The sequence below is a fragment of the Arthrobacter agilis genome, assembly GCF_030816075.1.
In the GTDB taxonomy this organism is placed as follows: Bacteria; Actinomycetota; Actinomycetes; order Actinomycetales; family Micrococcaceae; genus Arthrobacter_D; species Arthrobacter_D agilis_E.
Genome location: NZ_JAUSXO010000001.1, coordinates 2,420,190 through 2,443,341, shown reverse-complemented (window position 1 = coordinate 2,443,341; position 23,152 = coordinate 2,420,190). Strand labels below are relative to the sequence as shown.

Below are 23,152 nucleotides of genomic sequence, written 5' to 3'. Positions count from 1 at the left end.
GGAGGAACTAGACTCTTGGTGGGCCGACGTCGATCGGCCCACCAGGAGTCTTTTTTTCGGCTCCAGCCACCCATTCCCCGCCGGTTCTCTCTCACCGGTGACCAACCGTTAGACTCGGTTGTTGTGTACGGTCCGCCTCAGGACCAACAGACCTTCAGGAGGACGCTTGCTTAGCGCTATTGGCCGGGCATTCCGGACGCCAGACTTGCGGCGCAAGCTGTTGTTCACGCTGGGAATCATCACCATCTTCCGGCTCGGGGCCTTCATCCCCGCCCCGGGCGTCGACTACGGCAACGTCCAGCAGTGCCTCCAGCTCGGGAACACCGAGGGCGGGCTCTACCAGTTCGTCAACCTCTTCAGCGGCGGAGCACTGCTCCAGGTCTCCATCTTCGCGCTGGGGATCATGCCGTACATCACGGCCAGCATCATCACGCAGCTCCTCCGGGTGGTCATTCCCCGCTTCCAGGAGCTGCACGAGGAAGGCGCCCAGGGCCAGTCCCGGCTGACCCAGTACACGCGCTACCTCACCATCGCCCTCGGCCTCCTGAACGCCACGACCCTCGTCTCGCTGGCCCGCTCGGGTGCACTCCTCGGCAACTGCCCGGTGCCCCTGATCCCGGACGACTCGCTGATCACCATCGTCCTGCTGATCATCACGCTGACCGCCGGCACCGGCCTCATCATGTGGATGGGCGAGCTCATCACCGAGAAGGGCGTGGGCAACGGCATGTCGCTGCTCATCTTCACGGCCATCGCCGCCGGTTTCCCCACCTCGCTCGGCGAGATCCTCCGCACCCAGGGCGCCACGGTCTTCGCCTTCGTGCTCGCGATGGGCGTCGTCGTCGTCGCCCTCGTCATCTTCGTGGAACAGTCGCAGCGCCGCATCCCCGTGCAGTACGCCAAGCGGATGGTCGGTCGTCGCACCCTCGGCGGGAGCAGCACCTACATCCCCATCAAGGTCAACATGGCGGGTGTCATCCCCGTGATCTTCGCGTCCTCGATGCTCTACCTGCCGAGCCTCATCGCCCAGTTCAACACCCCCCAGGACGGCACCGCGCCGGCCGAGTGGGTCAACTGGATCACCACCTACCTGACCAGCGGCGACCACCCGCTGTACATGGCGCTGTACTTCCTCCTGATCGTGTTCTTCACGTACTTCTACGTGGCCATCACGTTCAACCCGGACGAGGTGTCCGAGAACATGAAGAAGTACGGGGGATTCATCCCCGGCATCCGTGCCGGTCGTCCCACCGCCGAGTACCTCCAGTACGTGCTCTCCCGCATCACGCTGCCCGGCGCCGTGTACCTCGGCCTCGTGGCCCTGATCCCGCTCATCGCGCTGGTCGCCATCGGCGCCAACCAGAACTTCCCGTTCGGTGGCACGTCGATCCTCATCATGGTGGGCGTGGGACTGGAGACCGTGAAGCAGATCGACGCCCAGCTCCAGCAGCGTCACTACGAAGGGTTGTTGCGTTGACGAGAATGCTGATCATCGGTCCCCCCGGATCGGGCAAGGGCACCCAGGCCGCACGGATCTCCGAGCGCCTCGGCGTGATCGCGATCTCCACCGGCGACATCTTCCGTGACAACGTCCGGCGTGAGACGCCGCTCGGCGTCGAAGCCAAGAAGTACATGGACGCCGGGGACTTCGTGCCGGACAGCGTCACCAACAGCATGGTGCGCGACCGCCTCGCGGCCGACGACGTCCGGGAGGGCTTCCTCCTGGACGGCTACCCGCGCACGGCGGCGCAGGTCGCCGAACTCGACGACATCCTGCGCGAGAACGACCTCGAGCTCGACGTGGTCCTCCAGCTGACCGCCGACGACGAGGAGCTCGTGAAGCGGCTCCTCGGGCGTGCAGCGCTGGACGGGCGCTCCGACGACAAGGAGCAGGTGATCCGCCACCGCCTCGGTCTCTACCACGACCAGACGGAGGCCGTCGTCTCACGCTACGACGAACGCGGCATCGTGACGAAGGTCGACGGCATCGGCACGATCGACGAGGTCACCGAGCGCGTCATGGCAGCACTCACCGTCCCGAGCTAGGACCCCGCATGTTCAGCCAGCCCAAGATCGAGTACAAGACGACCGCCCAGATGCTCGCGATGCGCGATGCAGGGCTGGTGCTGTCGCGGGCCCTCGACGAGACGGTGGCCGCGGCCGCCGTGGGCGTCACGACGGCGCAGCTGAACGAGGTCTTCGAAGGCGTGCTCCGGGAGGAGGGCGCGACGTCGAACTTCCTCGGCTACCACGGCTTCCCGGCCAGCGTCTGCACCTCCGTCAACCACGAGGTCGTCCACGGCATCCCGGGCGGCTACACCCTGCAGGACGGCGACATCATCTCGATCGACGGCGGCGCCGTGGTCCGTGGATGGCACTCCGACTCCGCGCGTACGCTGATCGTCGGCACGCCACGGCCCGAGGACGTCCGGCTGTCGGACGTCACGGAAGAGGCGATGTGGCGGGGGATCGCGGCCCTGGCCTCCGCCCGGTTCGTCGGCGACATCGGCTCGGCCATCGACGACTACGTCTCCTCCGTCCCCGGACCGGCCCTCGGGATCCTCGAGGACTACGTGGGGCACGGCATCGGCACCCAGATGCACCAGGCGCCCGACGTCCTGAACTACCGCAGCAGCCACCGCGGGCCGAAGGTCCGGCCCGGCCTGTGCCTCGCCATCGAGCCCATGCTGGTCCAGGGAGGCCTCGAGACGGCCGTGCTCGACGACGACTGGACCGTCGTCACCACCGACGGCAAGCGGGCATCCCAGTGGGAGCACAGTGTCGCGGTGCACGGGGGCGGCATCTGGGTGCTCTCGGCGCCGGACGGGGGAGCGTCACGGCTCGAACCCCTCGGCGTCACGCCGGTCGCGCTGCAGGACTGACCCGGCCGGCCCGCGGGACGCACCTCGCCGGGCGCCCCAGACGGTGGGGAGCGCGCCCCAATTTAACTATCCGCGGACGGTAGCGTAGAGTTGTCTGTTGGTTGTCTCTGCTTTCCGTGCCCATTTGGGCTCCGGAGACCTGCCCGCGAGACGAGCTCCGGCTCCCTGCGGGTCCGACAATCAAAACCCCAAACCCGCCCGCCACGCAACTGGTGGGCATAGACGTTAGCGGAGGATATGGCCAAGAAAGACGGTGTCATTGAGATTGAAGGCACTGTGAACGAGGCGCTGCCCAACGCGATGTTCCGCGTTGAGCTGGCCAACGGACACATTGTTCTCGCCCACATCTCGGGCAAGATGCGTCAGCACTACATCCGGATCCTCCCCGAGGACCGGGTCGTGGTGGAACTGAGCCCGTACGACCTCACCCGGGGCCGTATCGTCTACCGCTACAAATAAGAACGAACGCAAAGGAAAACCATGAAGGTCCAGCCGAGCGTGAAGCGTATCTGCGAGAAGTGCCAGGTGGTTCGCCGCAAGGGCAACGTCCTCGTCATCTGCGAAAACCCGCGCCACAAGCAGCGCCAGGGCTAAGAACCTCGTCCCGAGGTTCTTCCCACGCGTAGAAGTATCCCAACGGCAGAACAGCGTTCCGCGAGGAACGTACACCCCCGGCTCGGAGGCCGGGGACCGGAACACGTGTTCCGGGGACGTTCTGCTCCAGACCTCCGGTACCACCAAAGGAGCACCGCCACATGGCACGTCTCGCTGGCGTAGACATCCCCCGCGAAAAGCGGGTAGTCATCGCGCTTACCTATATCTACGGCGTGGGCAAGACCCGTGCAGAGAAGACGATCGTCGACACGGGGATCTCCCCGAACACGCGCGTCAAGGACCTCACCGACGTCGAGCTGGTCCAGCTCCGCGACTACATCGAAGGCAACTTCAAGGTCGAGGGTGACCTCCGCCGCGAGGTTGCAGCCGACATCCGCCGCAAGGTCGAGATCGGCAGCTACGAAGGCATTCGGCACCGCCGCGGCCTTCCCGTACGTGGACAGCGTACGAAGACGAACGCCCGTACCCGCAAGGGCCCGAAGCGTACGGTCGCAGGCAAGAAGAAGGTCGGACGCTAGTCCCTCATGGCACCCTAACCGGGCTCGCTATCGCTCGCCCGGCCAGGGAACCCGGCCATCAGGGGCCCATCCGCAGGTTGATCCTTTCAATCCGCGGACAGCTCCGATCAGCTGATCACATGCTTTACCCAATACCTTCGTAGGAGAAGTAATGCCCCCCAAGACTCGTGGAGCGGTCCGTAAGCCGCGTCGCAAGGACAAGAAGAACATCGCGCTCGGTCAGGCGCACATCAAGAGCACCTTCAACAACACCATCGTGTCCATCACGGACCCGAGCGGTGCGGTCATCTCCTGGGCCTCGGCCGGCGAGGTCGGCTTCAAGGGCTCCCGCAAGTCCACCCCGTTCGCCGCGCAGATGGCCGCCGAGGCCGCTGCGAAGCGCGCACAGGAGCACGGCGTCAAGAAGGTCGACGTGTTCGTGAAGGGCCCGGGTTCGGGCCGCGAGACCGCGATCCGCTCGCTGCAGGCCACGGGCCTCGAGGTCGGGTCCATCTCGGACGTCACCCCGAGCGCGCACAACGGCTGCCGCCCGCCCAAGCGCCGCCGCGTCTAACCAGACGTGCCGGTCACCGTGCCGCCCTGCAGGACCTCCGCGGTCCGGCAGGGCGGTTCGGTGCCGTTCCAGCAGCTTTTGAGCCGGCTGACCCGCAGTCCCGCCCATTTCGAAGCGTCATATAGCGGATGCTTCCTGAAAGGATATGTAAGTGCTTATTGCACAGCGCCCCACCCTGACTGAAGAAGTAGTCGCCGACAACCGTTCGCGGTTCGTCATCGAGCCCCTCGAGCCCGGTTTCGGCTACACCCTCGGCAACTCGCTCCGCCGCACGCTCCTGTCCTCCATCCCGGGTGCTGCCGTGACGAGCATCCGCATCGACGGAGTGCTCCACGAATTCACCACGGTTCCCGGGGTGAAGGAGGACGTCACCGAGATCATCCTGAACATCAAGAACCTCGCCGTCTCCTCGGAGCACGACGAGCCGGTCGTCGCCTACCTGCGCAAGCAGGGTCCCGGCGTCGTCACCGCCGCTGACATCGCGCCCCCCGCCGGCGTCGAGTTCCACAACCCGGATCTCCACATCGCGACCCTCAACTCGAAGGGCAAGTTCGAGCTCGAGCTGACCATCGAGCGTGGACGCGGCTACGTCTCGGCATCGCAGAACAAGTCCGGCGACTCCGAGATCGGCCGCATCCCGGTCGACTCGATCTACTCGCCGGTCCTGAAGGTGACCTTCCGCGTGGAGGCGACCCGTGTGGAGCAGCGCACCGACTTCGACAAGCTGATCGTCGACGTCGAGACGAAGGACGCGATCGCGCCCCGTGACGCCGTCGCTTCCGCAGGCACCACCCTGGTGGAGCTGTTCGGTCTCGCCCGCGAGCTGAACACCGCCGCCGAGGGCATCGAGATCGGCCCGTCGCCGACGGACGCGGCACTCGCCGCGGACATGGCGCTGCCGATCGAGGACCTCGAGCTGACGGTCCGCTCGTACAACTGCCTCAAGCGCGAGGGCATCCACTCCGTGGGTGAGCTCGTTGCGCGCTCCGAGGCCGATCTCATGGACATCCGCAACTTCGGCGCGAAGTCCATCGACGAGGTCAAGGCGAAGCTCGTGGAGCTCGGTCTGTCCCTGAAGGATTCCCCTCCAGGCTTCGACCTTGCCGCCCGCGCTGCCGCCATCGAAGAGGACGACGCCGTCTACGGCGACGAAGAGCTCTAAAACGCTACCTGTCCGTCCGTCGCTCCCCGGAGCGGCGGACGGACACCCTAATGAGGAGAAAGAACCATGCCCACACCCACCAAGGGCCCACGTCTCGGAGGCGGTCCGGCGCACGAACGCCTGATGCTCGCCAACCTGGCCGCCTCACTGTTCGAGCACAAGCGCATCACCACCACGGTGACGAAGGCCAAGCGCCTCCGGCCCTACGCCGAGCGCCTGGTGACCTTCGCGAAGAAGGGTGACCTCGCCTCGCGTCGTCGCGTCCTCGCGGTCATCAGCAACAAGAGCATCGTCCACGAGCTGTTCACGGACATCGCCCCGGCCGTCGCCAACCGCGAGGGTGGCTACACCCGCATCACGAAGATCGGCAACCGCAAGGGCGACAACGCCCCCATGGCCGTCATCGAACTGGTGCTGGAGCCCATGTCCGCCAAGCAGTCCGTGGTCGCCGAGGCCGAGCAGGCCAAGTCTCCCGCCGCCGCAGCACCGGTCACCGAAGCGCCGGCATCGCCGGAGTCGGCAGATTCCGTCGACTCGGCCGAGTCCGCTGAATCGGCCGAGTCGGCCGAGTCCGCGGCATCCGCCGACGAGGTCGCAGCCGAGGACACCACGGTCGACGCCGAAGCAGGCGCCGCTGACGAGGTCGTCGTCGTCGAGGGTTCGGTCGAGGACGAGAAGAAGTAATTCTTCCCTCCCGACGCACACCATGATCACCCAGAAGCCCGCCGTCCCTCCCCGGGACGGCGGGCTTCTGCGTGTCCGGCTCGACATCGCCTACGACGGCGCCCTGTTCTCGGGGTGGGCCGTGCAGCCCGGGCTCACCACCGTGCAGGGCGTCCTCGAGGAGGCGCTCTTCACGCTCCTGCGCCGCCCGGTGCGGCTGACCGTCGGCGGCCGGACCGACGCGGGCGTCCACGCCCGCGGCCAGGTCGCGCACGTCGACCTCACACCGGGGGAGTGGCACGGCATGGCACGCGGTCGCGACGTCGACCCGGCCGACGCTTTCCTCCGCCGGGTCACCGGCACCATCAACCGGGTCCTCACGGACGGCATCACGGGGCGCGGACGCTCCGTCCGCAACTCCGTGCCCGCCGTCGTCGTCCGGGCCGCCACGCGCGCGCCCGAGGGGTTCGACGCCCGCTTCTCGGCGCTCTGGCGCCGGTACAGCTACGCGATCGCGGACACCGGAACCGGCCAGGATCCGCTCCGGAGGCACACCACCCTCTGGTACCCGGCGCCCCTCGACGTGGCGCGACTGAACGAGGGGGCGGGGCACCTGCTCGGCATGCAGGACTTCGCCGCGTTCTGCAAACCGCGTGAGGGCGCCACCACCATCCGCGAACTGCAGCGGTACGCGTTCGCGCGCGGCCACGACGGCGTCATCACCGCCACCGTGCAGGCCGACGCCTTCTGCCACAACATGGTCCGTGCGCTCATCGGGTCGACGCTGAGGGTCGGGTCGGGGGAGATGCCCCCGGTGTGGCTCGCGGATCGCCTCGCCGCCCGGCTCAAGGACGCCCGCTCGATCCTCGCTGCGCCGCACCCGCTCGTCCTCGAGGAGATCGCGTACCCGGGCGACGGGGAGGTCGGCGCACGCGCCGACCTCACCCGGTCACGGCGCACGGCCGAACACCTGGCGCTATCACAGGCCTCGACCGACGACGACTGAGACGGCCGGGACCGCGTCCGCGCCCAGACGGGCCGCCCTAACCCAGCAGGGCCAGGCTCGCGAACGCGGCGAGGAGCATGCCGGGGCCGAACGGGAACGTCGACCCGCGGGACCCGCGGCGCAGCAGGAGCACCGCGAGGCCGACCACGCCGCCGAGGAGGAATCCGCCCAGCAGGGTCCCCAGCCAGGCCGCGGACCCGCCCCAGCCGCCGAACAGGCCCAGCACGGCTGCGAGCTTCACATCCCCCATGCCGAGGCCCCCTGCCGAGATGAGGGCGAGGAGGAGGTAGACGGCGCAGAGGGTGGCGCCGCCGGCCGCCGCGCCGGCAAGCCCGCTCCATCTCCCTGTACCGGCCGCGGCGACGAGGAGCAGCGGCACGGAGACGGCTGTGAACCGCAGGAGGACGGCGTCGGGCAGCAGCGCCGATCGCAGGTCGATGGCTCCGAGCAGGACGCCGAAGGCCGCGAGCACGGCGAGCAGCGGCCCGTTCCAGGGCTGGCCGTTCACCGCGCTCCCCGCGCCCGCCAGGAGGCCTGCGAGCACCGAGAGCGGCAGGCGTCGCGACGCCGGCAGGGCCGTGCGCGGATCCCGTCCCGCCAGGGTGAACAGGGCATACCCCAGGCCCGCGGCGAGGACGCCGGTCAGGAGATGCGGGAGCATCTAGACGGATTCCCCGATGGAGTCCTGGGGCATGCGGCTCACTTCGCCGTTGACGGGCAGGGTCACTGTGAAGCGGCTGCCCTTGCCGGGTGCACTGACGCAGTGGATCGATCCGCCGTGGCTCTCGACGATGGACTTGGTGATCGCCAGACCGAGACCGGCGCCGTCGATGTCGGCGCTGCGTGCCGCCGGCGTGCGGTAGAAGCGGGAGAAGACCTGCCGGGCCTCCTGTTCCGTCATGCCCATGCCCCGGTCCTCGACGTGCAGGTCGATCGTGGATTCGGATTCCTCGGCACGGATGGTCACCACTCCGCCGTCCGGGGAGTACTTGATGGCGTTCGAGAGCAGGTTGTCCAGCACCTGGGAGATCCTGAGGGGATCGATGAGCGTCCACAGGGGTGTCTGGGCATTGGTCTTCAGTTTCACGCCGTTCTTCTGGGCGCGGAACCTGTTGGACCGGACACTCATCTCGATCAGGGCCGCGAGGTCCACGGGGCGCGGATGCACCCGAACGCGGTCGCCGGCGGTCGAGAGGAGATCGGCGACGAGGTGGAGGACCCGCTCGGCGTTGCGTCCCGCCACGTCGACGTAGCCTCTGAGGTGGCCGGGCAGCGGGTGCTCGTCCTCCATCACGAGTTCGAGGTAGCCGAGCACCGAGGTCAGGGGCGCATGGAACTCGTGGGAGATGTTCGAGATGAAGGCATCCTTCGCGGTGACGGCCTCGACCAGCTCCGTGACGTCGCTGCAGGCGATCAGGGCGCCGGCGATACTGCCGTCCGCGTTCTTGATGGGGCGTGCTGCGGTCGAGAGGGCCCGCTGGGCGTCGCCGTCGCCCACCCACACCAGTTCGTCGGCGAACGTCTCGCCCGTGAGGGCACGGTAGACCGGCTGCCTGTCCACCGCCAGCGGTGTCACGCGGTCCGCGCCCACCATGCTGCCCCCCTGGCCGTCGTCGTGACCGGAGAGCCGGTTGAACAGTTCCTGCTGGCGGTTCGTGAGGGTGGTGTTGCCGTGGGCGTCGACGGCGGTCAGCCCGACGTCGACGGTGTTGAGGATCGCCGTGAGGACCCGCTCACGGTCGATGGCGGCGCGGAGGAGGTCGTTGAGCTCCCGGTCCTTGCGCTCGATCTCGATCTCCCGGGCCTGCGCACCGGAGATCATCACGCGGATGGTGACCGCGATGCACAGCATCACGATCGGCAGCAGCAGGACGCCCAGGTAGGACCGCAGCTGCGCGGGATCGAAGGACCCCAGCAGGGGCCATGACGTCACGAGCAGCGAGCCGAGGACGGTCAGCGCCAGCGACACCCACGGCGGCAGGGAGGAACGCATCAGCCACAGCACGGGGAAGACCGCCAGGACGCCGAGGGCCGGCTGGACCTCCAGGGCGCCGGTGCGGACCAGGGCGATCGCGACGAAATCCAGGATCGGAACGATCAGCAGACTGCCGCGCGGCAGTTCGTGCCACGGCACGATGACCGACAGCGCCAGGAGCACCAGGATCATCGACAGTCCCAGGTCGAACGCGGGATCGGAGGTCAGGCCGGGCCTGAGGAGGGGGGCGGACACGGCGATGACGACGACGATGACGGTCAGGGGGATCTGACAGAGCACCACGGAACGGCTGATGCTCGCCTTCGAGGCCACCGCGCGCCACCGCACGGCTCCGGCGTCCCTAGGCACGCACTTTCCGGGGAAAGAGGAAGAACCGCATGATGAAGAACTTTCCGACGCTGAGACCTACGTACTGCTCCCATTATGTAGGCAGGTCCGCGTTTTGGGATGCAAGGCGGCACGATTCCCCGTTTCCGCCGTGCACAATGGGGATCATGATGAGTAGAACCAGTTGCAGCGCAGGTCAGAGGGGGGTCGGAGGTCGATGAGCGATCCGGGGGTGGCAGTGGTCATCGAGGACGACGCCGATGTGCGGAATCTCGTGGGGGCCGTTCTCAGGCAGTCGGGCTTCGACGTGCACGTGGCACCGGACGGGAGGGCAGGCGTCGAACTGGTCCGGACCCTCGATGCCTCGGTGGTCACCCTGGACGTCGGTCTCCCCGACATCGACGGCTACGAGGTGCTGCGGCGTATCCGCGCCTTCAGCACCTGCTACGTGGTGATGCTGACCTCGCGCGGCGACGAACTCGATACCCTCACGGCCCTGCAGTCGGGGGCCGACGACTACCTCACCAAGCCGTTCCGGCCGAGGGAGCTCCGGGCGAGGATCGCGGCGATGCTGCGCCGCCCGCGCATCGCCCCGGACCAGGCGCCCCCCGCCGCCCCCGTCACGACGCCGGCGCCCGAGGTCGCACCCGCTGCGGTGGGCGTGACGCCCACCGTCGTCGAGCACAACGGCCTGGCGCTGAACGCGGCCGCGCGCACCGTGGTGCTCGACGGGCGGGACCTGCCGCTGACCCGGAGCGAGTTCGACCTCCTCAACGAGATGCTCAAGAGCAACGGCGCCGTGCGGACCAAGGCGGATCTGGTGCGGGTGGTCCGCGGTGACTACTACGGTGAGGACACCTATATCAGCGACTCCGACGAGCGCGCCATCGAGGTGCACATCGGCAATCTTCGCCGGAAGCTCGAGGAGGACCCCAAGAGTCCGCGCTGGCTGCAGACCGTGCGGGGCGTCGGTTACCGGCTCACACCGGTTCGTTCCTGACGCCGCTGGTCCTGCTGGTCGCCTAGCCTGCCGCCAGGTAGCGGGCCTCGAGTTCGAGGATGGTGTCCAGGCCGCAGCGCTCGATGGCGGGGAGGGCGCGGCGGGCGGCATCGAGGTCCGACGCGGTGACGGACGCCTCGAAACCGGCGGCAAGGGCTGAGAGCCGTGCGGCACCGATCATCGCGGACGAGTTGCGGAGGCTGAGGGCGGCGTCGAGCGCAGCGGGGATGTCGCGGTTCCCGATCGAGTTCTCGAGACGGAGGTAGCGATGCTCGAATCCGGCGATGTAGTCGCGGGCGAAAGCGCGGGCAGGCCGGGCGTCGTTCAGCTGCCGCTCGAGGTGGGCCAGGACGGCGAGGTCCAGCAGCGGCAGGCTCTTGGGGGCACTATTCGACGGCACTCCCTCAGGCTACGGCCGGGGTCTGACCGTTCACGGTGAAGCCGGCCGATACTGAGCGAGAAATGCGCAAGTGCTGACCGGGAGGCGGCTTTCGGACCGCCCTCCGTCGAACTCCTCACGCGGATGGACCGGCTCACCCGCCCGTGCGGGCGACGACGGCGGACACGGGTGACGGTACACCGCCGGCGCCCTCCCCGTGGATGCGCCCGCCCGGCGTCGTGCCGGCCCGGCCGCGGCGGAAGAAGGCGAAGGCCACGAGCCCGAGCGACCCGAGCAGCGTGGCCGCGAGGAGGCCGGGGTCGAGGGACGGAGTCGGAGAGGGTGCGCTCCCGCCTCCAGCGACCGCGGTGACGGCCGCGACAGCACCGGCCGCCAGCCCGAGCACGACACCGCCGACGGCCACGGCCGCGCCGGACAGCCCGGCGCCCACCGTCGGGTCCGGCGCCCCGTCCGGCCCGGGGTCCTCGGCAGCCCGGGCCGTACGCGCCACCGGTGGCGTGGCGGGCAGCAGGACGCCGGCCGCCGCCAGGAGGCAGGGCACCAGGAGCAGCCACGCGAGGGGGGCGAGCGGAGCGCCCAGCGGGTCGACCGCCGCCGTCGCGATCGAGGATCCCGGCGGTGCCGCGGCGCGGAGCGAGGCAGCGAGCGGCACCGGATCGGGTCCGGACACCCAGTGCTCGAGCGGCACCGCAGGGCCCGCCTCGGTGGCGAGCAACGCGTAGGAGACGGCACGGAGGTCCGCGAGGGCGCCCGCCCCGCCCACGAGGCCGGGCAGCACGGGCTCCACGGATGCGACGACGGCGTCCACGGCGGTGCCGTTCACCAGCAGTTCGAGAGCATCGCCCTCCCGTGCCCCGGCGGAGGCTGTCGTGGCGACGGGCACGGGATCCAGGGCGACGCGCGCCGCGAGCCGGACCGTCAGCGACCCACGGGGCAGGGTGGCCACGGCGAAGCCTGCTCCGTCGTCCGGTGCCACCACCCCCGCCTCGGCGGTCCCGGGGAGCGATGGCACGACGACGAGGTCCGATGCGGCGCCGAAGCGACTCTCGCCGGATCCGATGCCGGCGTCGGAGGACGAACGCAGGAGCGTCAGGAAGAAACCCCCACCCGGCGTCGGCGACCCCTCGGGCGACGCCACGACGAAGTCGAGCGCCGCGACGGCCTCGGCACGCACGCCCTCGGGGACGGTGAAGGACAGCGAGTGCTGCTGGGTCTGGCCTGCGGTGAGGGAAGAGCGTGCCCGCGGGGACTTTCGTGAGGGCGCCGTCCTCACGTTCGACCCATGCGGCGACGGCGACGCGGAGAGCGCGTTGCGAACCGGCCGCCGGCGTCCCGAACGGTTCGGTGGCCAGCTGGAGGCGCACCTGACGCGCGGCCGGCCGGAGATCGAGTGCCGGCTCGGGTGCAGGGATCGTGGCGCGCAGCGCATCCCCCAACCGGTCGGCGTCGAGCCCGTCCTCCCGGGGGAGCACCGCGGACAGCGAGGCCGCATCGACCGCGACCAGTTCCCCGGCGGTACCCCGCAGATCGAGGGCGGTCCGCAGCACCCGGGACGACGCCGCCCCGTCGGGCACGGCAAGGGCGGCGGCCTCGTCGTCGCTACCCGCCGGGACCAGGACCTGCACATCGCCCCCGGTGGCGAGACTCGCCGTCGAGCGTGCGGTGGCGTCCGCGCTGCCCACGGCAGCGCTCCCGAGCAGCCCGGCACCCGTGGCGAGCACCACGGCGAAGACCGCTGCGGACCATCGCAGGCCCGCACGGCCTGACGCGGCGGACCCCGGCCGAGGGTGGCCACCGCGAGGACGGTGGAACACGCGCGGGAGCGTCGCTGCGAGGAGCAGGGATGCCACGGACAGGGCTACGGCGGGAGCCACGGACAGGGGCGGCAGGTTCCCGCGGGTGCCGGTCACGAGGGGGAGGACGACGGCGAGGGCGACGGTGCCGACGGCGCCGACCGATGCCGGGACCAGCCGGCCCGGCGGGAGGGCCACTTCCTGCGCCAGGGGCTTCCGCAGGCGGGCGCAGGCCACCGCCCCGAGCAGGGCCACGAGGATCGCCCCGTCGAGTGCGAGGTTCACGGCCCGCCGCTGTGATCCGGCCACCTCGGAGAGGACGGGCGCGAGGTCACCGGTCAGCGTGGCGCCTGCCAGCCCGGCAGCCGACCGTTCGAGGTCCGAGGCGAGCCCCGCGAGCCGCCCGGCGGCATCCTCGAGACCATGGACGGAGGGGTCCTCCGGCAGCGTGAACTGCCAGCCGAGGACCGCCGGTGCGGAGAAGCGCGGCAGGTCCGCGGCCGCCACGGCGACGATCAGGGTCGAGTTTCCATCGACGGCAGCACCTTCGAGCAGCGCGGCATCCGGGCCCGGGGCGGCTGCGCCGACGACCCGGAGGCGCACCGTGCCCTCCGTCCCCGTCACCGCCAGCGTGTCCCCGTCGGACAGTCCCAGGCGCCCTGCGGACGCCGCCGCAATGGTCACGGGTACGACGCCGTCGCTGCCACTCTCGCTGTCGCTGTCGCTGTCGCTGTCGCCGTCGCTGTCGCCGGGTACGCCGGCCTGCCGGCCCACCGCCGTGACGCGGAGGCCCGCCGGGAGGTTCACGGCCGAACCGCCCGAGGCGAGGACGTCGACGGCGGCGCTCGCCGACCACTCGCGCACGGAGAGGGCGGGAGACAGGTGCTGGAGCGTCGGCGCGGCCGGCAGCCGCTGATCCGTCCCGGGACCGACCGGCACCGAGAGCTCGGCGGATGCGCCAGCGGCACGGGGGGAGGCGCTCAGCGCTGCGTCGGACGCAGCCCGAGGATAGACGAGGAGCACGGTGATCACGACGGCGGTGAGTACCGCGGTGAGTGCCGCAGCGGGACGGCTCCAGGAGGTGGCAGGATGTGGGGACAGGTCCAGCGTCCGCTTCCCCACGTAGAACCCTCCCCGGCCTCTTTTCCGTCATCCTATCCAGCAGCCGGGCGGTCTCCGGCTCATTTTGACCCACAGCAGCGCGGCAGGCTATCCTTGGAAGTCGTTGTGCGTATCCCTTCTCGATACGTCTGCGCCCCACGGAGCGGTTCAGTTGCAGAACCACCTGGCCCGGGGGCGGAGCCGAGATCCACGGGATGACTGGTCGTATTTCAGCCCTCACCTGAAGTTCCGGTAGCGCATGAATAAGCTGAGCCCGCGGGCACGGAGATCTTCCGTGGATGCGGGCGACACCGAAATAGAAACGAAGGCCATAACCGTGCGTACGTACACCCCGAAGCCAGGCGACATCAACCGCCAGTGGCACGTAATCGATGCAACCGACGTCGTCCTCGGCCGTCTTGCCAGCCAGACCGCAATCCTGCTCCGCGGAAAGCACAAGCCGACCTTCGCTCCCCACATGGACATGGGCGATTTCGTCATCATCATCAACGCCGAGAAGGTCGCCCTCACCGGCTCCAAGCTCGAGCAGAAGCGCGCCTACCGCCACTCGGGTTACCCGGGCGGCCTGAAGTCGACCAGCTACGTGGAACTCCTGGACAAGAACCCGGAGCGCGCAGTCGAGAAGGCTATCCGCGGCATGCTTCCCAAGACCTCGCTCGCCGCTCAGCAGATCGGCAAGCTGAAGGTCTACCGCGGCGCTGAGCACCCCCACGCCGCGCAGCAGCCGCAGACGTTCGAAATCACCCAGGTCGCCCAGTAGTTCTGGCCACCAGTACTAAGAAATCACTTCAAGGAGAACCGTGGCTCAGAACACTGAAGAGCTGAATGAACCGACTGAGGAGCTCACGAGCTACACCTCAGAGTCCACCGAAGCCGGCGAGACCACCGCGAAGGAGCGCCCTGCGCTGACCGTCGGCGGCGGAGCCGTCGGACGCCGCAAGGAAGCTGTCGCCCGCGTGCGCCTCGTCCCCGGCACCGGCAAGTGGATCGTCAACGGGCGCGAGCTCGCGGACTACTTCCCGAACAAGCTGCACCAGCAGGAAGTCAACGACCCGTTCAAGCTCCTCGAGCTCGACGGCGCCTACGACGTCATCGCCCGTATCCACGGTGGTGGCCCCTCCGGCCAGGCCGGTGCCCTCCGCCTCGGTGTCGCTCGCACGCTGAACGAGATCGACCGCGAGAACAACCGCCCCGCCCTCAAGAAGGCAGGCTTCCTGACCCGTGACGCCCGCGTCATCGAGCGCAAGAAGGCCGGTCTCAAGAAGGCACGCAAGGCGCCTCAGTACTCCAAGCGCTAAACCCTGGGACACGCGCAGATGCCCGTCCGGACTATCCGGACGGGCATCGTGCTTTAACCTGTTTGAGGACCCGCCCGAGCGGCCCTTGCTACTGCACTTAGGATGATCGTTGATGAGCAAATTATTCGGCACCGACGGTGTGCGCGGTCTGGCCAACGGACTGATCACGGCGGAACTGTCCCTGCACCTGGCCCAGGCGGCCGCCGTCGTCCTCGGGCACAATGCCGTCGACGGCGGGCGCCGCCCCACCGCCGTGATAGCCCGGGATCCCCGTATCAGCGGGGAGTTCATCGCGGCGGCCGTCGAAGCCGGCCTCGCCAGTTCCGGCGTGGACGTCTACGACGCGGGCGTGCTGCCCACCCCGGCCGCGGCCTTCCTCGTCGCCGACCTCGACGCGGACTTCGGCGTCATGATCTCCGCCTCCCACAACCCGGCGCCGGACAACGGCATCAAGTTCCTCGCCCGCGGCGGCAACAAGCTCAGCGACGCCCTCGAGGACGCCATCGAGGCCGAGATGGCCAGCCCCAGGCTCCGCCCGGTGGCCGGCGACGTCGGACGCATCCAGCGGTTCGCCGACGCCGAGGACCGCTACGTGGTGCACCTGCTCCAGACCCTGCCCAACCGGCTCCAGGGCCTCAAGGTCGTCATCGACTGCGCACACGGTGCTGCGAGCGGCTGCTCACCCGAGGTCTTCCGGAACGCCGGCGCGGACATCGTGGTCATCGGCGCCGCCCCGGACGGCGTGAACATCAACGACGGCTATGGATCCACGCACCTCGAGAAGCTGCAGGAAGCCGTCCTCGAGCACGGCGCCGATCTCGGTATCGCCCATGACGGCGACGCCGACCGCTGCCTCGCCGTGGACCACGAGGGCACCGTGGTGGACGGCGACCAGATCATGGCCGTCATGGCCCTTGCCATGAGGGACGCCGGCAAGCTCAAGGACGACACCCTCGTGGCCACCGTGATGAGCAACCTCGGACTGAAGATCGCGCTCCGCGAGGCGGGCATCACCATCAAGGAGACCGCTGTGGGCGACCGCTACGTCCTCGAGGGGATGCGCGACGGCGGCTTCAGCCTCGGCGGCGAGCAGTCCGGCCACGTCATCTTCGCCGACCACGCCACCACGGGGGACGGCGTGCTCACCGGCCTCCAGCTGGCGGCGCGCATCACCGGGACCGGCAAGAGCCTCAAGGAACTCGCTGCCGTCATGACGAGGCTTCCGCAGGTACTCATCAATGTCCGGGGGGTAGACCGTACGGCGGCCGACTCCGACGAGGGCGTGCAGGATGCGGTCCGCGAGGCGGAGGCCGTCCTCGGCGAGACCGGCCGCGTGCTGCTGCGTGCGTCCGGGACGGAGCCCGTGGTGCGGGTGATGGTCGAGGCGACGGACATCGGGACGGCCCAGCGCATCGCCGACCAGCTCGCCGCGACAGTGCAGGAACGACTCTCCCTCGAGCCGGCCGTCTGACCCGTCTGACCGCCTGACCCGCCTGACCGCCTGACGGACCATGGCGCCGGCGTCACGCCGGCTGGATCGCGGCGCTCCGCACGCAGGTCGGGACCAGGGACCGGCACGGCCGCCGGCATCCGGATCCCGGCTGAGCAACGCCCGAGAGCAGGCGCGTGACCGCGGCGTCGTACCGGTCCAGGGCGATCGCCGCGATCGCCGGATCCGGCAGCAGCGGTTCGCTGACGACGTCGGCCCCGGCCTTCGCCAACTGGTCGTGGAAGTACCCGGGAGCCAGCAGGTAGGAGGCCAGGGCCACGGGGCCCGGCCCGGCCGGACGGTAGGACGCGACGGCCTCGGGCACGGATGGCGAGGCCTTCGAGCCGAAGCCCGCCTGCACGGTCCCCGTGCGGCCCTCGGCGAGGACCGCGAGCACCTCGGCGACATCCTCTGCCGCGCAGGCGTCGGAAGATCCTGCGGCAGCGAGGACCACGGGGTCACCGTCGGACACGCCCGCCTGGAGCAGCCGCTGCTGCAGTACGGAGGCCAGGCGCGGATCGGGGCCCAGCGGCAGCGCGGACACGGTGCCCGGCCTGCTCGCAGCCGCCCGGGCGATGTCCACCTTCACGTGGTAGCCGACGGAGAGCAGCAGGGGGACGATGACCGCCGCTCGCCCGGGCCGGAGCGACGCGACGACATCCACGAGATCGGGCTCCTGCACATCGACGTACGCCTCGAGCACCTCGAGCCCCGGACGCAGGGCCGAGATCCCGGCGCGCACGGCGTCGATCTCGAGGCGCCCACGGACATTGTCGGTGCCGTGCGAGCAGGCGATGAGGACAGGCGCCCGGGAGTCGGACGGGGAAGCGGTCATGGCAGCCATTGAAGCAAACGCGGCGACTTCAGGCGGCAACGCCCACCTCGACGACCCCGTCCACGCACCGGACGGGGTACGCGCGCAGGCCCGCCCCGCCGGACAGGCACACCCCGGTCGCCAGGTCGTAGACCTCCTTGTGCAGGGGAGAGGCGATCGTCGGCGTGGTGCCGCGCGATCCCACGATGCCGCGCGCCATGACGGCGGCCCGCGTCCGGGGATCGATGTTCCCCACGGCGTGGAGCCGGTTGCCCGGAAGCCGGAACAGGGCGACCTGGTCCCGGCCCACGAGAGCTGCCTCCCCCCAGCATTCCTCGAGGTCGTCGAGATGGCAGACCGCCACCCAGCGGGCGCTGGATGCGGCAGGACGCTGGAGTACGAGCTCGGTCATGGCATTCCCCTCGGTGGCGTTCGGTGGGACCAACGCTAGCCAGCCGGTGTGTCGCCTGCGTCCCGGCGCTGTTGCGGACGGGTAACGTGCGGCTCACCGGCCCTCCGACCGTCCGTGAGCCCGAAGTTAACTTTGCGATACATCCGCGACACACAGGAGTAATTGCCCCTTCGTACGGTGGAACCGGACGCGGGACCACCCCGGCCCCGGACGGAAGGCAGACCATGAGCGAGAACCGAGCAGCCCGGCCCGCCGACGCCGTCCCGGTGCCCGACCGGCGGATCGTCGTCGTCGGGGGCGGGCCCGCAGCCCACCGGTTCGTCGAGGCCCTGTGGCGGCGCGGCACCGACGGCCTCTCCGTCACAGTGCTCACCGAGGAGCCGCACGCGCCCTACGACCGCGTCGCGCTGAGCAGCGCGCTGACGGGCGACGTCGACCTCGGCCTCGGTGAGCCGCTCATGTGGCGCGAACCGGCCATCCGGCTCGTCACGGGGGAGCGCGCCGTCCGGCTGGATCTCGCGGCACGGTGCGTCGTCGGCGCGTCGGGCGAGAAGTACGCCTACGACGACGTCGTGCTCGCCACCGGATCCGACGCCGTGCGGTTGCCCCTGCCGGGCGGGGAGCACGCCGCGGTGTACAGGACGCTCGACGACGTGCAATGGCTCCGCGCGGAGACCGCACGCCTGGCCGCCGGACTCGGCAGGGCCCCGCGCGCCGTCGTCCTCGGCGGCGGGCTCCTCGGCCTCGAGGCCGCCGGCGGGCTGCAGCAGCTCGGCGCCGCGTCGACCGTCGTCAACCGGGCCGCATGGCTCATGAACGCCCAGCTCGACCAGGGCGGCGGACAGGCGCTGGGCCGCCTCATCGCGGCCGAGGGACTGGGTATCCACTGCGGCGGGTCGCCGACGTCCATCGAGACGGACGACGACGGCCGGGTCACGGGCGTGGCACTGTCCGACGGCGCGGTGCTGCCGGCCGACCTCGTGGTCTTCGCGGTCGGCATCCGGCCACGCGACGAACTCGCGCGGGACGCGGGGCTCGAGGTGGCTCCCCGCGGGGGTGTGGTCATCAGCGCGGCATGCGAGACGGCGATGCCGGGAGTGTGGGCGATCGGCGAGGTGGCCAGCTACGAGGGCGTCAGCATGGGCCTCGTGGCACCCGCGAACGCGATGGCCGAGGTCTGCGCCGACGGGATCCTCGGCGGCGTGTCCACGTTCCCGGGCTTCGACACCGCCACGAAGCTCAAGCTCTCCGGCGTCGAGGTCGCGAGCTTCGGAGATGCACTCGCCGACACCGAGGGCAGCCTGGAGATCGTCTACGCGGACCCGGCGCGCGGGCTCTACCAGAAGCTCGTGGTCACCGACGACGCGAAGACGCTGCTCGGCGGCATCTTCGTCGGCGACGCCGCACCCTACTCCGCCCTGCGGCCCCTGCTGGGCCGGGAGCTGCCCGCGGAGCCGGGTGCGTACCTGTCCTCGGCCGGTGGCGGCGAGGCACCGCCGTCGGACCTGCCCGACGACGTCATCCTCTGCTCGTGCAACAACGTGACCGCGGGCGCCTGCCGCTCGGCGGTCCACGGGGTGGGGGAGGACGGCGGCGCCGCGGACGCGGCACTGGACATGCCCGCCCTCAAGGCCTGCTCACGGGCCGGGACCCAGTGCGGCTCCTGCGTGCCGATGCTCAAGAAGCTGCTCGACGCCGAGCTCACCAAGGCCGGCCGCACGGTCCCGAAGGGTATCTGCGAGCACTTCGCGATGTCGCGGCCCGAACTGTTCGAGGCCATCCAGGCCCTCGACCTCGGCTCCTTCCAGGACATCCTCGGCCGCTTCGGCGCGACGGACGAGGCCAGGGCCGGCCACGGCTGCGACATCTGCAAGCCGGCGATCGGCTCGATCCTCGCCACGCAGCGCGGGGAGTACGTGCTCGACGGCGGCCGCGGCACGCTGCAGGACACCAACGACCGCGCCCTCGCGAACATGCAGCGCAACGGCACCTACTCGGTGGTGCCGCGCATCCCCGGCGGGGAGATCACGCCCCGGAAGCTCGCCGTGATCGCGCAGGTCGCCGAGCAGTTCGGCCTGTACGTCAAGCTGACCGGTGCGCTGAGGATCGACCTCTTCGGGGCCCGGCTGGAGCAGCTGCCCGAGATCTGGAAGATCCTCGTGGAGGCCGGGTTCGAGTCCGGGCAGGCCTACGGCAAGGCCCTGCGGAACGTGAAGTCCTGCGTCGGGTCCACCTGGTGCCGGTTCGGCGTGCAGGACTCGGTCGCCATGGCGATCGACCTGGAGCTGCGCTACCGCGGGCTCCGCGCACCCCACAAGTTCAAGATGGGTGTCTCGGGTTGCGCCCGGGAGTGCGCCGAGGCCCGGAGCAAGGACGTCGGCGTGATCGCCACCGACCAGGGCTGGAACCTGTACGTCGGCGGCAACGGCGGGTTCCAGCCCGCCCACGCGCAGCTGCTCGCCCAGGACCTCGACGGCGAGACCCTCATCCGCTACATCGACCGGTACCTCATGTACTACATCCGCACGGCGGACCGCATGCAGCGGACCGCCCGCTGGATGGACGATCTCGAGGGCGGCCTCGACCACGTGCGCGACGTGGTCGTGAACGACTCCCTCGGGATCGCCGGTGACCTCGAGGCCGCGATGGCCCGGCACGTCGAACACTACGAGGACGAGTGGGCGGCGACGCTGAAGGACCCCGACCGGCTCCGCCGCTTCCGGTCCTTCGTCAACGCCCCAGACGCCGCGGACCAGTCGATCGTCCTTGTGGAGGAACGCGGCCAGCAGCGCCCCGCGACCCCTGCGGAGATCGAGGCCGGTGCCGGCCGCGTGGGCCTCGGTACGGCGATCCCCGTCCGCACCGCAACCGGAACCCTGGAGGGCTGAAGCGTGCACCTGGACCTCGATCCGGCAGGCCGGCGCGTGGTGGTCGTCGGCGGCGAGCGGGCCTCGCGCAGGGCTGTGGCACGGTACCGGGCGGCAGGCGCCGAGGTCATCGCCTGCACCACGTTCGCACCGGCGGTCCCCGACGACGCGGTTCCCGTCGACGCCGTCCTCGACGGCGCCGCGCTCGCCGTCGTCGTGGACGGGCTCCCTGAGTCCGTGGCCGACGCCGTCCGCGCTGCGTGCCGTCGCACCGGCACACTCCTCAGCACCGAGCCGGCGGCCCGGGAGTCCGGTGCGGTGACCCTGGTGGGCGGTGGTCCCGGCGCCCTCGGGCTCCTGACCCTCGACGCGGTCGCAGCACTCCGGGAGGCCGACGTGGTGCTCTACGACCGGCTCGCCCCGACGGACGCGCTCGCGGAGCTCGCGCCGGCGGCGGAACTGGTGGACGTCGGCAAGCTCCCCGGCCACCACCGGGTCCCGCAGTCCGGCATCAACGACCTCCTGGTGCGCCATGCGCTCGCCGGACGGTCCGTGGTGCGGCTCAAGGGTGGCGATCCCTTCGTGTTCGGCCGCGGCAGCGAGGAACTCGCCGCGTGCCTCGAGGCGCGGGTACCGTGCCGCGTGATTCCCGGCGTCAGTTCGGCGATCTCCGTGCCGGCCGCCGCCGGCATCCCCGTCACGCACCGCGATGTCAGCCATCTGTTCACCGTCGTCTCCGGCCACGCCCCGCTGAGCGATGAGGAGCACCTGCACCTGGCAGGGCTCGGGGGGACCCTCGTGGTCCTAATGGGCGTCTCGACGCTGCCGCAGCTCGTCGCCGGCCTCGGCGGGGCCGGGATGCGGCCGGACATGCCGGTCGCCGTCGTCGAGCGCGGGTACAGCGCGTCCCAGCGGACGACGGCGGGGACCCTCTCGACGATCGTCACCGCGGCCGGCGCCGCACGGTGCCAGTCGCCCGCGGTGCTCGTGATCGGCGAGGTGGTGCGGGTGGGGCTGGACCTGCAGGGCGGTGCGGCACATCTCGCCCGGCTGACCGAATCGCTGGCATCATGACCGAGACCATCCGCGTGGACGGCTCCGGCGGACAGCTTGCGGGCTTCCGGATCGGGGTGACCTCGGACCGTCGCTCGGGTGACCTGATCGACGCGCTCGAGCGGCGCGGCGCCTGGGTGTTCCACGCACCGGCGCTGAAGATCGCGCCCATCGCCGAGGACGTCGAACTGCTCGCGGACACGGCGGCCATGGTGTCCGCACGCCCGGACCTGTTCCTCATCACCACCGCGTACGGGATGCGCCGGTGGTTCGAGGCCGCGGACGCCGCAGGGCTGGGCGACGACCTCCTCGAGGTGCTCGGGGCGGGCCGGATCTACGTCCGGGGCCCGAAGGCCAGGGGCGCGGTACGGGCGGCGGGACTCGACGACGTCGGCATCAGTTCCGACGAGACCACGGCCACGCTCGTGGACGAGCTGGTGCAGAAGGACCTGTCAGGGCTGACCATCGGTGTCCAGCTGCATGCCTACGCCGACGCCCATCAGTTGGCACGGCTCCGGGCGTCCGGCGCGACGCTCCTCACCGTCACGCCCTACCGGTGGATCAAGCCGGAGGGTTCCGAGCGGCTGCCCCGGCTCATCGACGCCGTCTGCACCGGGCAGCTGGACTGCGTCACCTTCACCAGTGCCCCCGCCGTCGACGCGCTGTTCAGCACCGCCGCCGAGCAGGGGCTCGAGGAGGAACTGATCCAGCGGTTCCGGCGCAGCGTCCTGGCCGCCGCCGTGGGCCCGGTGACCGCGCAGCCTCTGATCGACGCCGGCATCGAGCCGATCGTTCCCGAGCGTTTCCGGATGGGCGCGCTGATCCGGCTGGTCTGCGACCATCTCGCCGAACACCACGTGGAGCAGCTCAGGACGCCGTCCGGCTCCATCGAGGTGCGGGGCAGGTCGGTCCGGGTGGACGAGGTCCAGGTGGACCTCGCACCCGCGCAGCTCGTCCTGTTCAAGGCGTTGCTGTCCGCGCGAGGTGCCGTCCTCAGTCGTGACGCGCTGACCGGGTTGCTGACCAGCACCGGTGCCGGCCATGCGCTCGACATGAATGTGAACAGGTTGCGCAAGTCCCTGCCCGACCCCGGCCTGGTGGAGACCGTGGTGAAGCGCGGGTACCGCCTGCACGTGTAGGCGGTACCCCACCCGGGCTCCGGCCCGGACCCGTACCCGTACC

The 23,152-nt window shown here is 70.2% G+C and carries 26 protein-coding genes; 20 read left to right on the top strand and 6 right to left on the bottom strand.

Annotated features, from left to right (window positions below; translation table 11 throughout):
• Nucleotides 1–166: 166 nt before the first annotated feature.
• From secY to QFZ50_RS11260, 10 genes are all read left to right on the top strand, one after another.
• Entirely contained in the window at nt 167–1,477 is a 1,311-nt protein-coding gene (gene secY / locus QFZ50_RS11305) for a preprotein translocase subunit SecY (RefSeq protein WP_307084232.1), read from the top strand.
• Nucleotides 1,478–1,482: 5 nt separating this feature from the next.
• Nucleotides 1,483–2,046, top strand: coding sequence for an adenylate kinase (locus QFZ50_RS11300; protein WP_307086784.1), 564 nt, complete (start codon nt 1,483–1,485; stop codon nt 2,044–2,046).
• 8 nt (nt 2,047–2,054) lie between these two features.
• A complete protein-coding gene (gene map, locus QFZ50_RS11295) occupies nt 2,055–2,882 on the top strand; it encodes a type I methionyl aminopeptidase (protein ID WP_307084231.1) in 828 nt (275 codons plus the stop codon).
• Between the two features lie 237 nt (nt 2,883–3,119).
• Nucleotides 3,120–3,341, top strand: coding sequence for a translation initiation factor IF-1 (gene infA / locus QFZ50_RS11290; RefSeq protein WP_019481515.1), 222 nt, complete (start codon nt 3,120–3,122; stop codon nt 3,339–3,341).
• Between the two features lie 21 nt (nt 3,342–3,362).
• Nucleotides 3,363–3,476, top strand: coding sequence for a 50S ribosomal protein L36 (gene rpmJ, locus QFZ50_RS11285; RefSeq protein WP_026531446.1), 114 nt, complete (start codon nt 3,363–3,365; stop codon nt 3,474–3,476).
• A 161-nt stretch (nt 3,477–3,637) separates the two neighbouring features.
• Nucleotides 3,638–4,015: a 30S ribosomal protein S13 gene (rpsM, locus tag QFZ50_RS11280; protein WP_307084227.1), complete on the top strand. Its 378-nt coding sequence runs from the start codon at nt 3,638–3,640 to the stop codon at nt 4,013–4,015.
• Nucleotides 4,016–4,166: 151 nt separating this feature from the next.
• Entirely contained in the window at nt 4,167–4,568 is a 402-nt protein-coding gene (rpsK, locus tag QFZ50_RS11275; RefSeq protein ID WP_026531448.1) for a 30S ribosomal protein S11, read from the top strand.
• A 151-nt stretch (nt 4,569–4,719) separates the two neighbouring features.
• Complete coding sequence (locus tag QFZ50_RS11270) at nt 4,720–5,730, top strand: DNA-directed RNA polymerase subunit alpha (RefSeq protein WP_307084226.1); 1,011 nt, start codon at nt 4,720–4,722, stop codon at nt 5,728–5,730.
• 66 nt (nt 5,731–5,796) lie between these two features.
• Nucleotides 5,797–6,414, top strand: a complete 618-nt coding sequence (gene rplQ, locus QFZ50_RS11265) for a 50S ribosomal protein L17 (RefSeq protein ID WP_307084225.1) — start codon at nt 5,797–5,799, stop codon at nt 6,412–6,414.
• A 22-nt stretch (nt 6,415–6,436) separates the two neighbouring features.
• The gene (locus tag QFZ50_RS11260; protein ID WP_307084224.1) at nt 6,437–7,399 is read left to right on the top strand and encodes a tRNA pseudouridine synthase A; all 963 of its coding nucleotides are present in this window, start codon (nt 6,437–6,439) and stop codon (nt 7,397–7,399) included.
• A gap of 37 nt (nt 7,400–7,436) precedes the next feature.
• On the opposite strand, the gene QFZ50_RS11255 is transcribed toward QFZ50_RS11260, so the two are convergent.
• Both QFZ50_RS11255 and QFZ50_RS11250 read right to left on the bottom strand, forming a co-directional pair.
• Nucleotides 7,437–8,060 (bottom strand): prepilin peptidase, encoded by a 624-nt coding sequence (locus tag QFZ50_RS11255; protein ID WP_307084222.1) that lies wholly within the window; start codon nt 8,058–8,060, stop codon nt 7,437–7,439.
• Nucleotides 8,061–9,743: a sensor histidine kinase gene (locus QFZ50_RS11250; RefSeq protein WP_307084220.1), complete on the bottom strand. Its 1,683-nt coding sequence runs from the start codon at nt 9,741–9,743 to the stop codon at nt 8,061–8,063.
• A 196-nt stretch (nt 9,744–9,939) separates the two neighbouring features.
• Between QFZ50_RS11250 and QFZ50_RS11245 the strand changes: the two genes are divergently transcribed.
• A complete protein-coding gene (locus QFZ50_RS11245) occupies nt 9,940–10,722 on the top strand; it encodes a response regulator transcription factor (protein ID WP_307084218.1) in 783 nt (260 codons plus the stop codon).
• 22 nt (nt 10,723–10,744) lie between these two features.
• Here the strand turns inward: QFZ50_RS11245 and QFZ50_RS11240 are convergent, their stop codons facing one another.
• Together QFZ50_RS11240 and QFZ50_RS11235 are read right to left on the bottom strand one after the other, a co-directional pair.
• Entirely contained in the window at nt 10,745–11,122 is a 378-nt protein-coding gene (locus tag QFZ50_RS11240) for an Hpt domain-containing protein (RefSeq protein ID WP_307084215.1), read from the bottom strand.
• Between the two features lie 133 nt (nt 11,123–11,255).
• Nucleotides 11,256–12,395 carry a hypothetical protein gene (locus QFZ50_RS11235; RefSeq protein ID WP_307084212.1) on the bottom strand — a complete coding sequence of 380 codons (1,140 nt, stop codon included), beginning with the start codon at nt 12,393–12,395 and terminating at the stop codon, nt 11,256–11,258.
• Nucleotides 12,396–12,432: 37 nt separating this feature from the next.
• On the opposite strand from QFZ50_RS11235, the gene QFZ50_RS11230 reads away from it, so the two are divergent.
• From QFZ50_RS11230 to glmM, 6 genes are all read left to right on the top strand, one after another.
• Complete coding sequence (locus tag QFZ50_RS11230) at nt 12,433–12,888, top strand: hypothetical protein (protein WP_307084210.1); 456 nt, start codon at nt 12,433–12,435, stop codon at nt 12,886–12,888.
• 39 nt (nt 12,889–12,927) lie between these two features.
• Nucleotides 12,928–13,215, top strand: coding sequence for a hypothetical protein (locus QFZ50_RS11225; protein WP_307084208.1), 288 nt, complete (start codon nt 12,928–12,930; stop codon nt 13,213–13,215).
• A 304-nt stretch (nt 13,216–13,519) separates the two neighbouring features.
• The gene (locus QFZ50_RS11220; protein ID WP_307084206.1) at nt 13,520–13,831 is read left to right on the top strand and encodes a hypothetical protein; all 312 of its coding nucleotides are present in this window, start codon (nt 13,520–13,522) and stop codon (nt 13,829–13,831) included.
• Between the two features lie 522 nt (nt 13,832–14,353).
• Complete coding sequence (gene rplM / locus QFZ50_RS11215; RefSeq protein ID WP_307084204.1) at nt 14,354–14,797, top strand: 50S ribosomal protein L13; 444 nt, start codon at nt 14,354–14,356, stop codon at nt 14,795–14,797.
• A 40-nt stretch (nt 14,798–14,837) separates the two neighbouring features.
• On the top strand, nt 14,838–15,335 hold the full coding sequence (rpsI, locus tag QFZ50_RS11210; RefSeq protein ID WP_307084202.1) for a 30S ribosomal protein S9: 498 nt from the start codon (nt 14,838–14,840) through the stop codon (nt 15,333–15,335).
• Between the two features lie 112 nt (nt 15,336–15,447).
• Complete coding sequence (glmM, locus tag QFZ50_RS11205) at nt 15,448–16,806, top strand: phosphoglucosamine mutase (RefSeq protein WP_307084199.1); 1,359 nt, start codon at nt 15,448–15,450, stop codon at nt 16,804–16,806.
• A 52-nt stretch (nt 16,807–16,858) separates the two neighbouring features.
• On the opposite strand, the gene QFZ50_RS11200 is transcribed toward glmM, so the two are convergent.
• The gene (locus QFZ50_RS11200; protein WP_307084197.1) at nt 16,859–17,668 is read right to left on the bottom strand and encodes a sirohydrochlorin chelatase; all 810 of its coding nucleotides are present in this window, start codon (nt 17,666–17,668) and stop codon (nt 16,859–16,861) included.
• A 19-nt stretch (nt 17,669–17,687) separates the two neighbouring features.
• On the bottom strand, nt 17,688–18,050 hold the full coding sequence (nirD, locus tag QFZ50_RS11195; RefSeq protein ID WP_307084195.1) for a nitrite reductase small subunit NirD: 363 nt from the start codon (nt 18,048–18,050) through the stop codon (nt 17,688–17,690).
• A gap of 224 nt (nt 18,051–18,274) precedes the next feature.
• Between nirD and nirB the strand changes: the two genes are divergently transcribed.
• The 3 genes from nirB to QFZ50_RS11180 are packed head-to-tail and all read left to right on the top strand — an operon-like array spanning nt 18,275 to nt 23,109.
• Entirely contained in the window at nt 18,275–20,938 is a 2,664-nt protein-coding gene (gene nirB, locus QFZ50_RS11190) for a nitrite reductase large subunit NirB (protein WP_307084192.1), read from the top strand.
• A gap of 3 nt (nt 20,939–20,941) precedes the next feature.
• Entirely contained in the window at nt 20,942–21,991 is a 1,050-nt protein-coding gene (cobA, locus tag QFZ50_RS11185; RefSeq protein WP_307084190.1) for a uroporphyrinogen-III C-methyltransferase, read from the top strand.
• Nucleotides 21,988–23,109 (top strand): uroporphyrinogen-III synthase, encoded by a 1,122-nt coding sequence (locus QFZ50_RS11180; RefSeq protein WP_307084187.1) that lies wholly within the window; start codon nt 21,988–21,990, stop codon nt 23,107–23,109. The genes cobA and QFZ50_RS11180 overlap by 4 nt, the downstream gene beginning before the upstream one ends.
• The last annotated feature ends 43 nt before the right edge of the window (nt 23,110–23,152 follow it).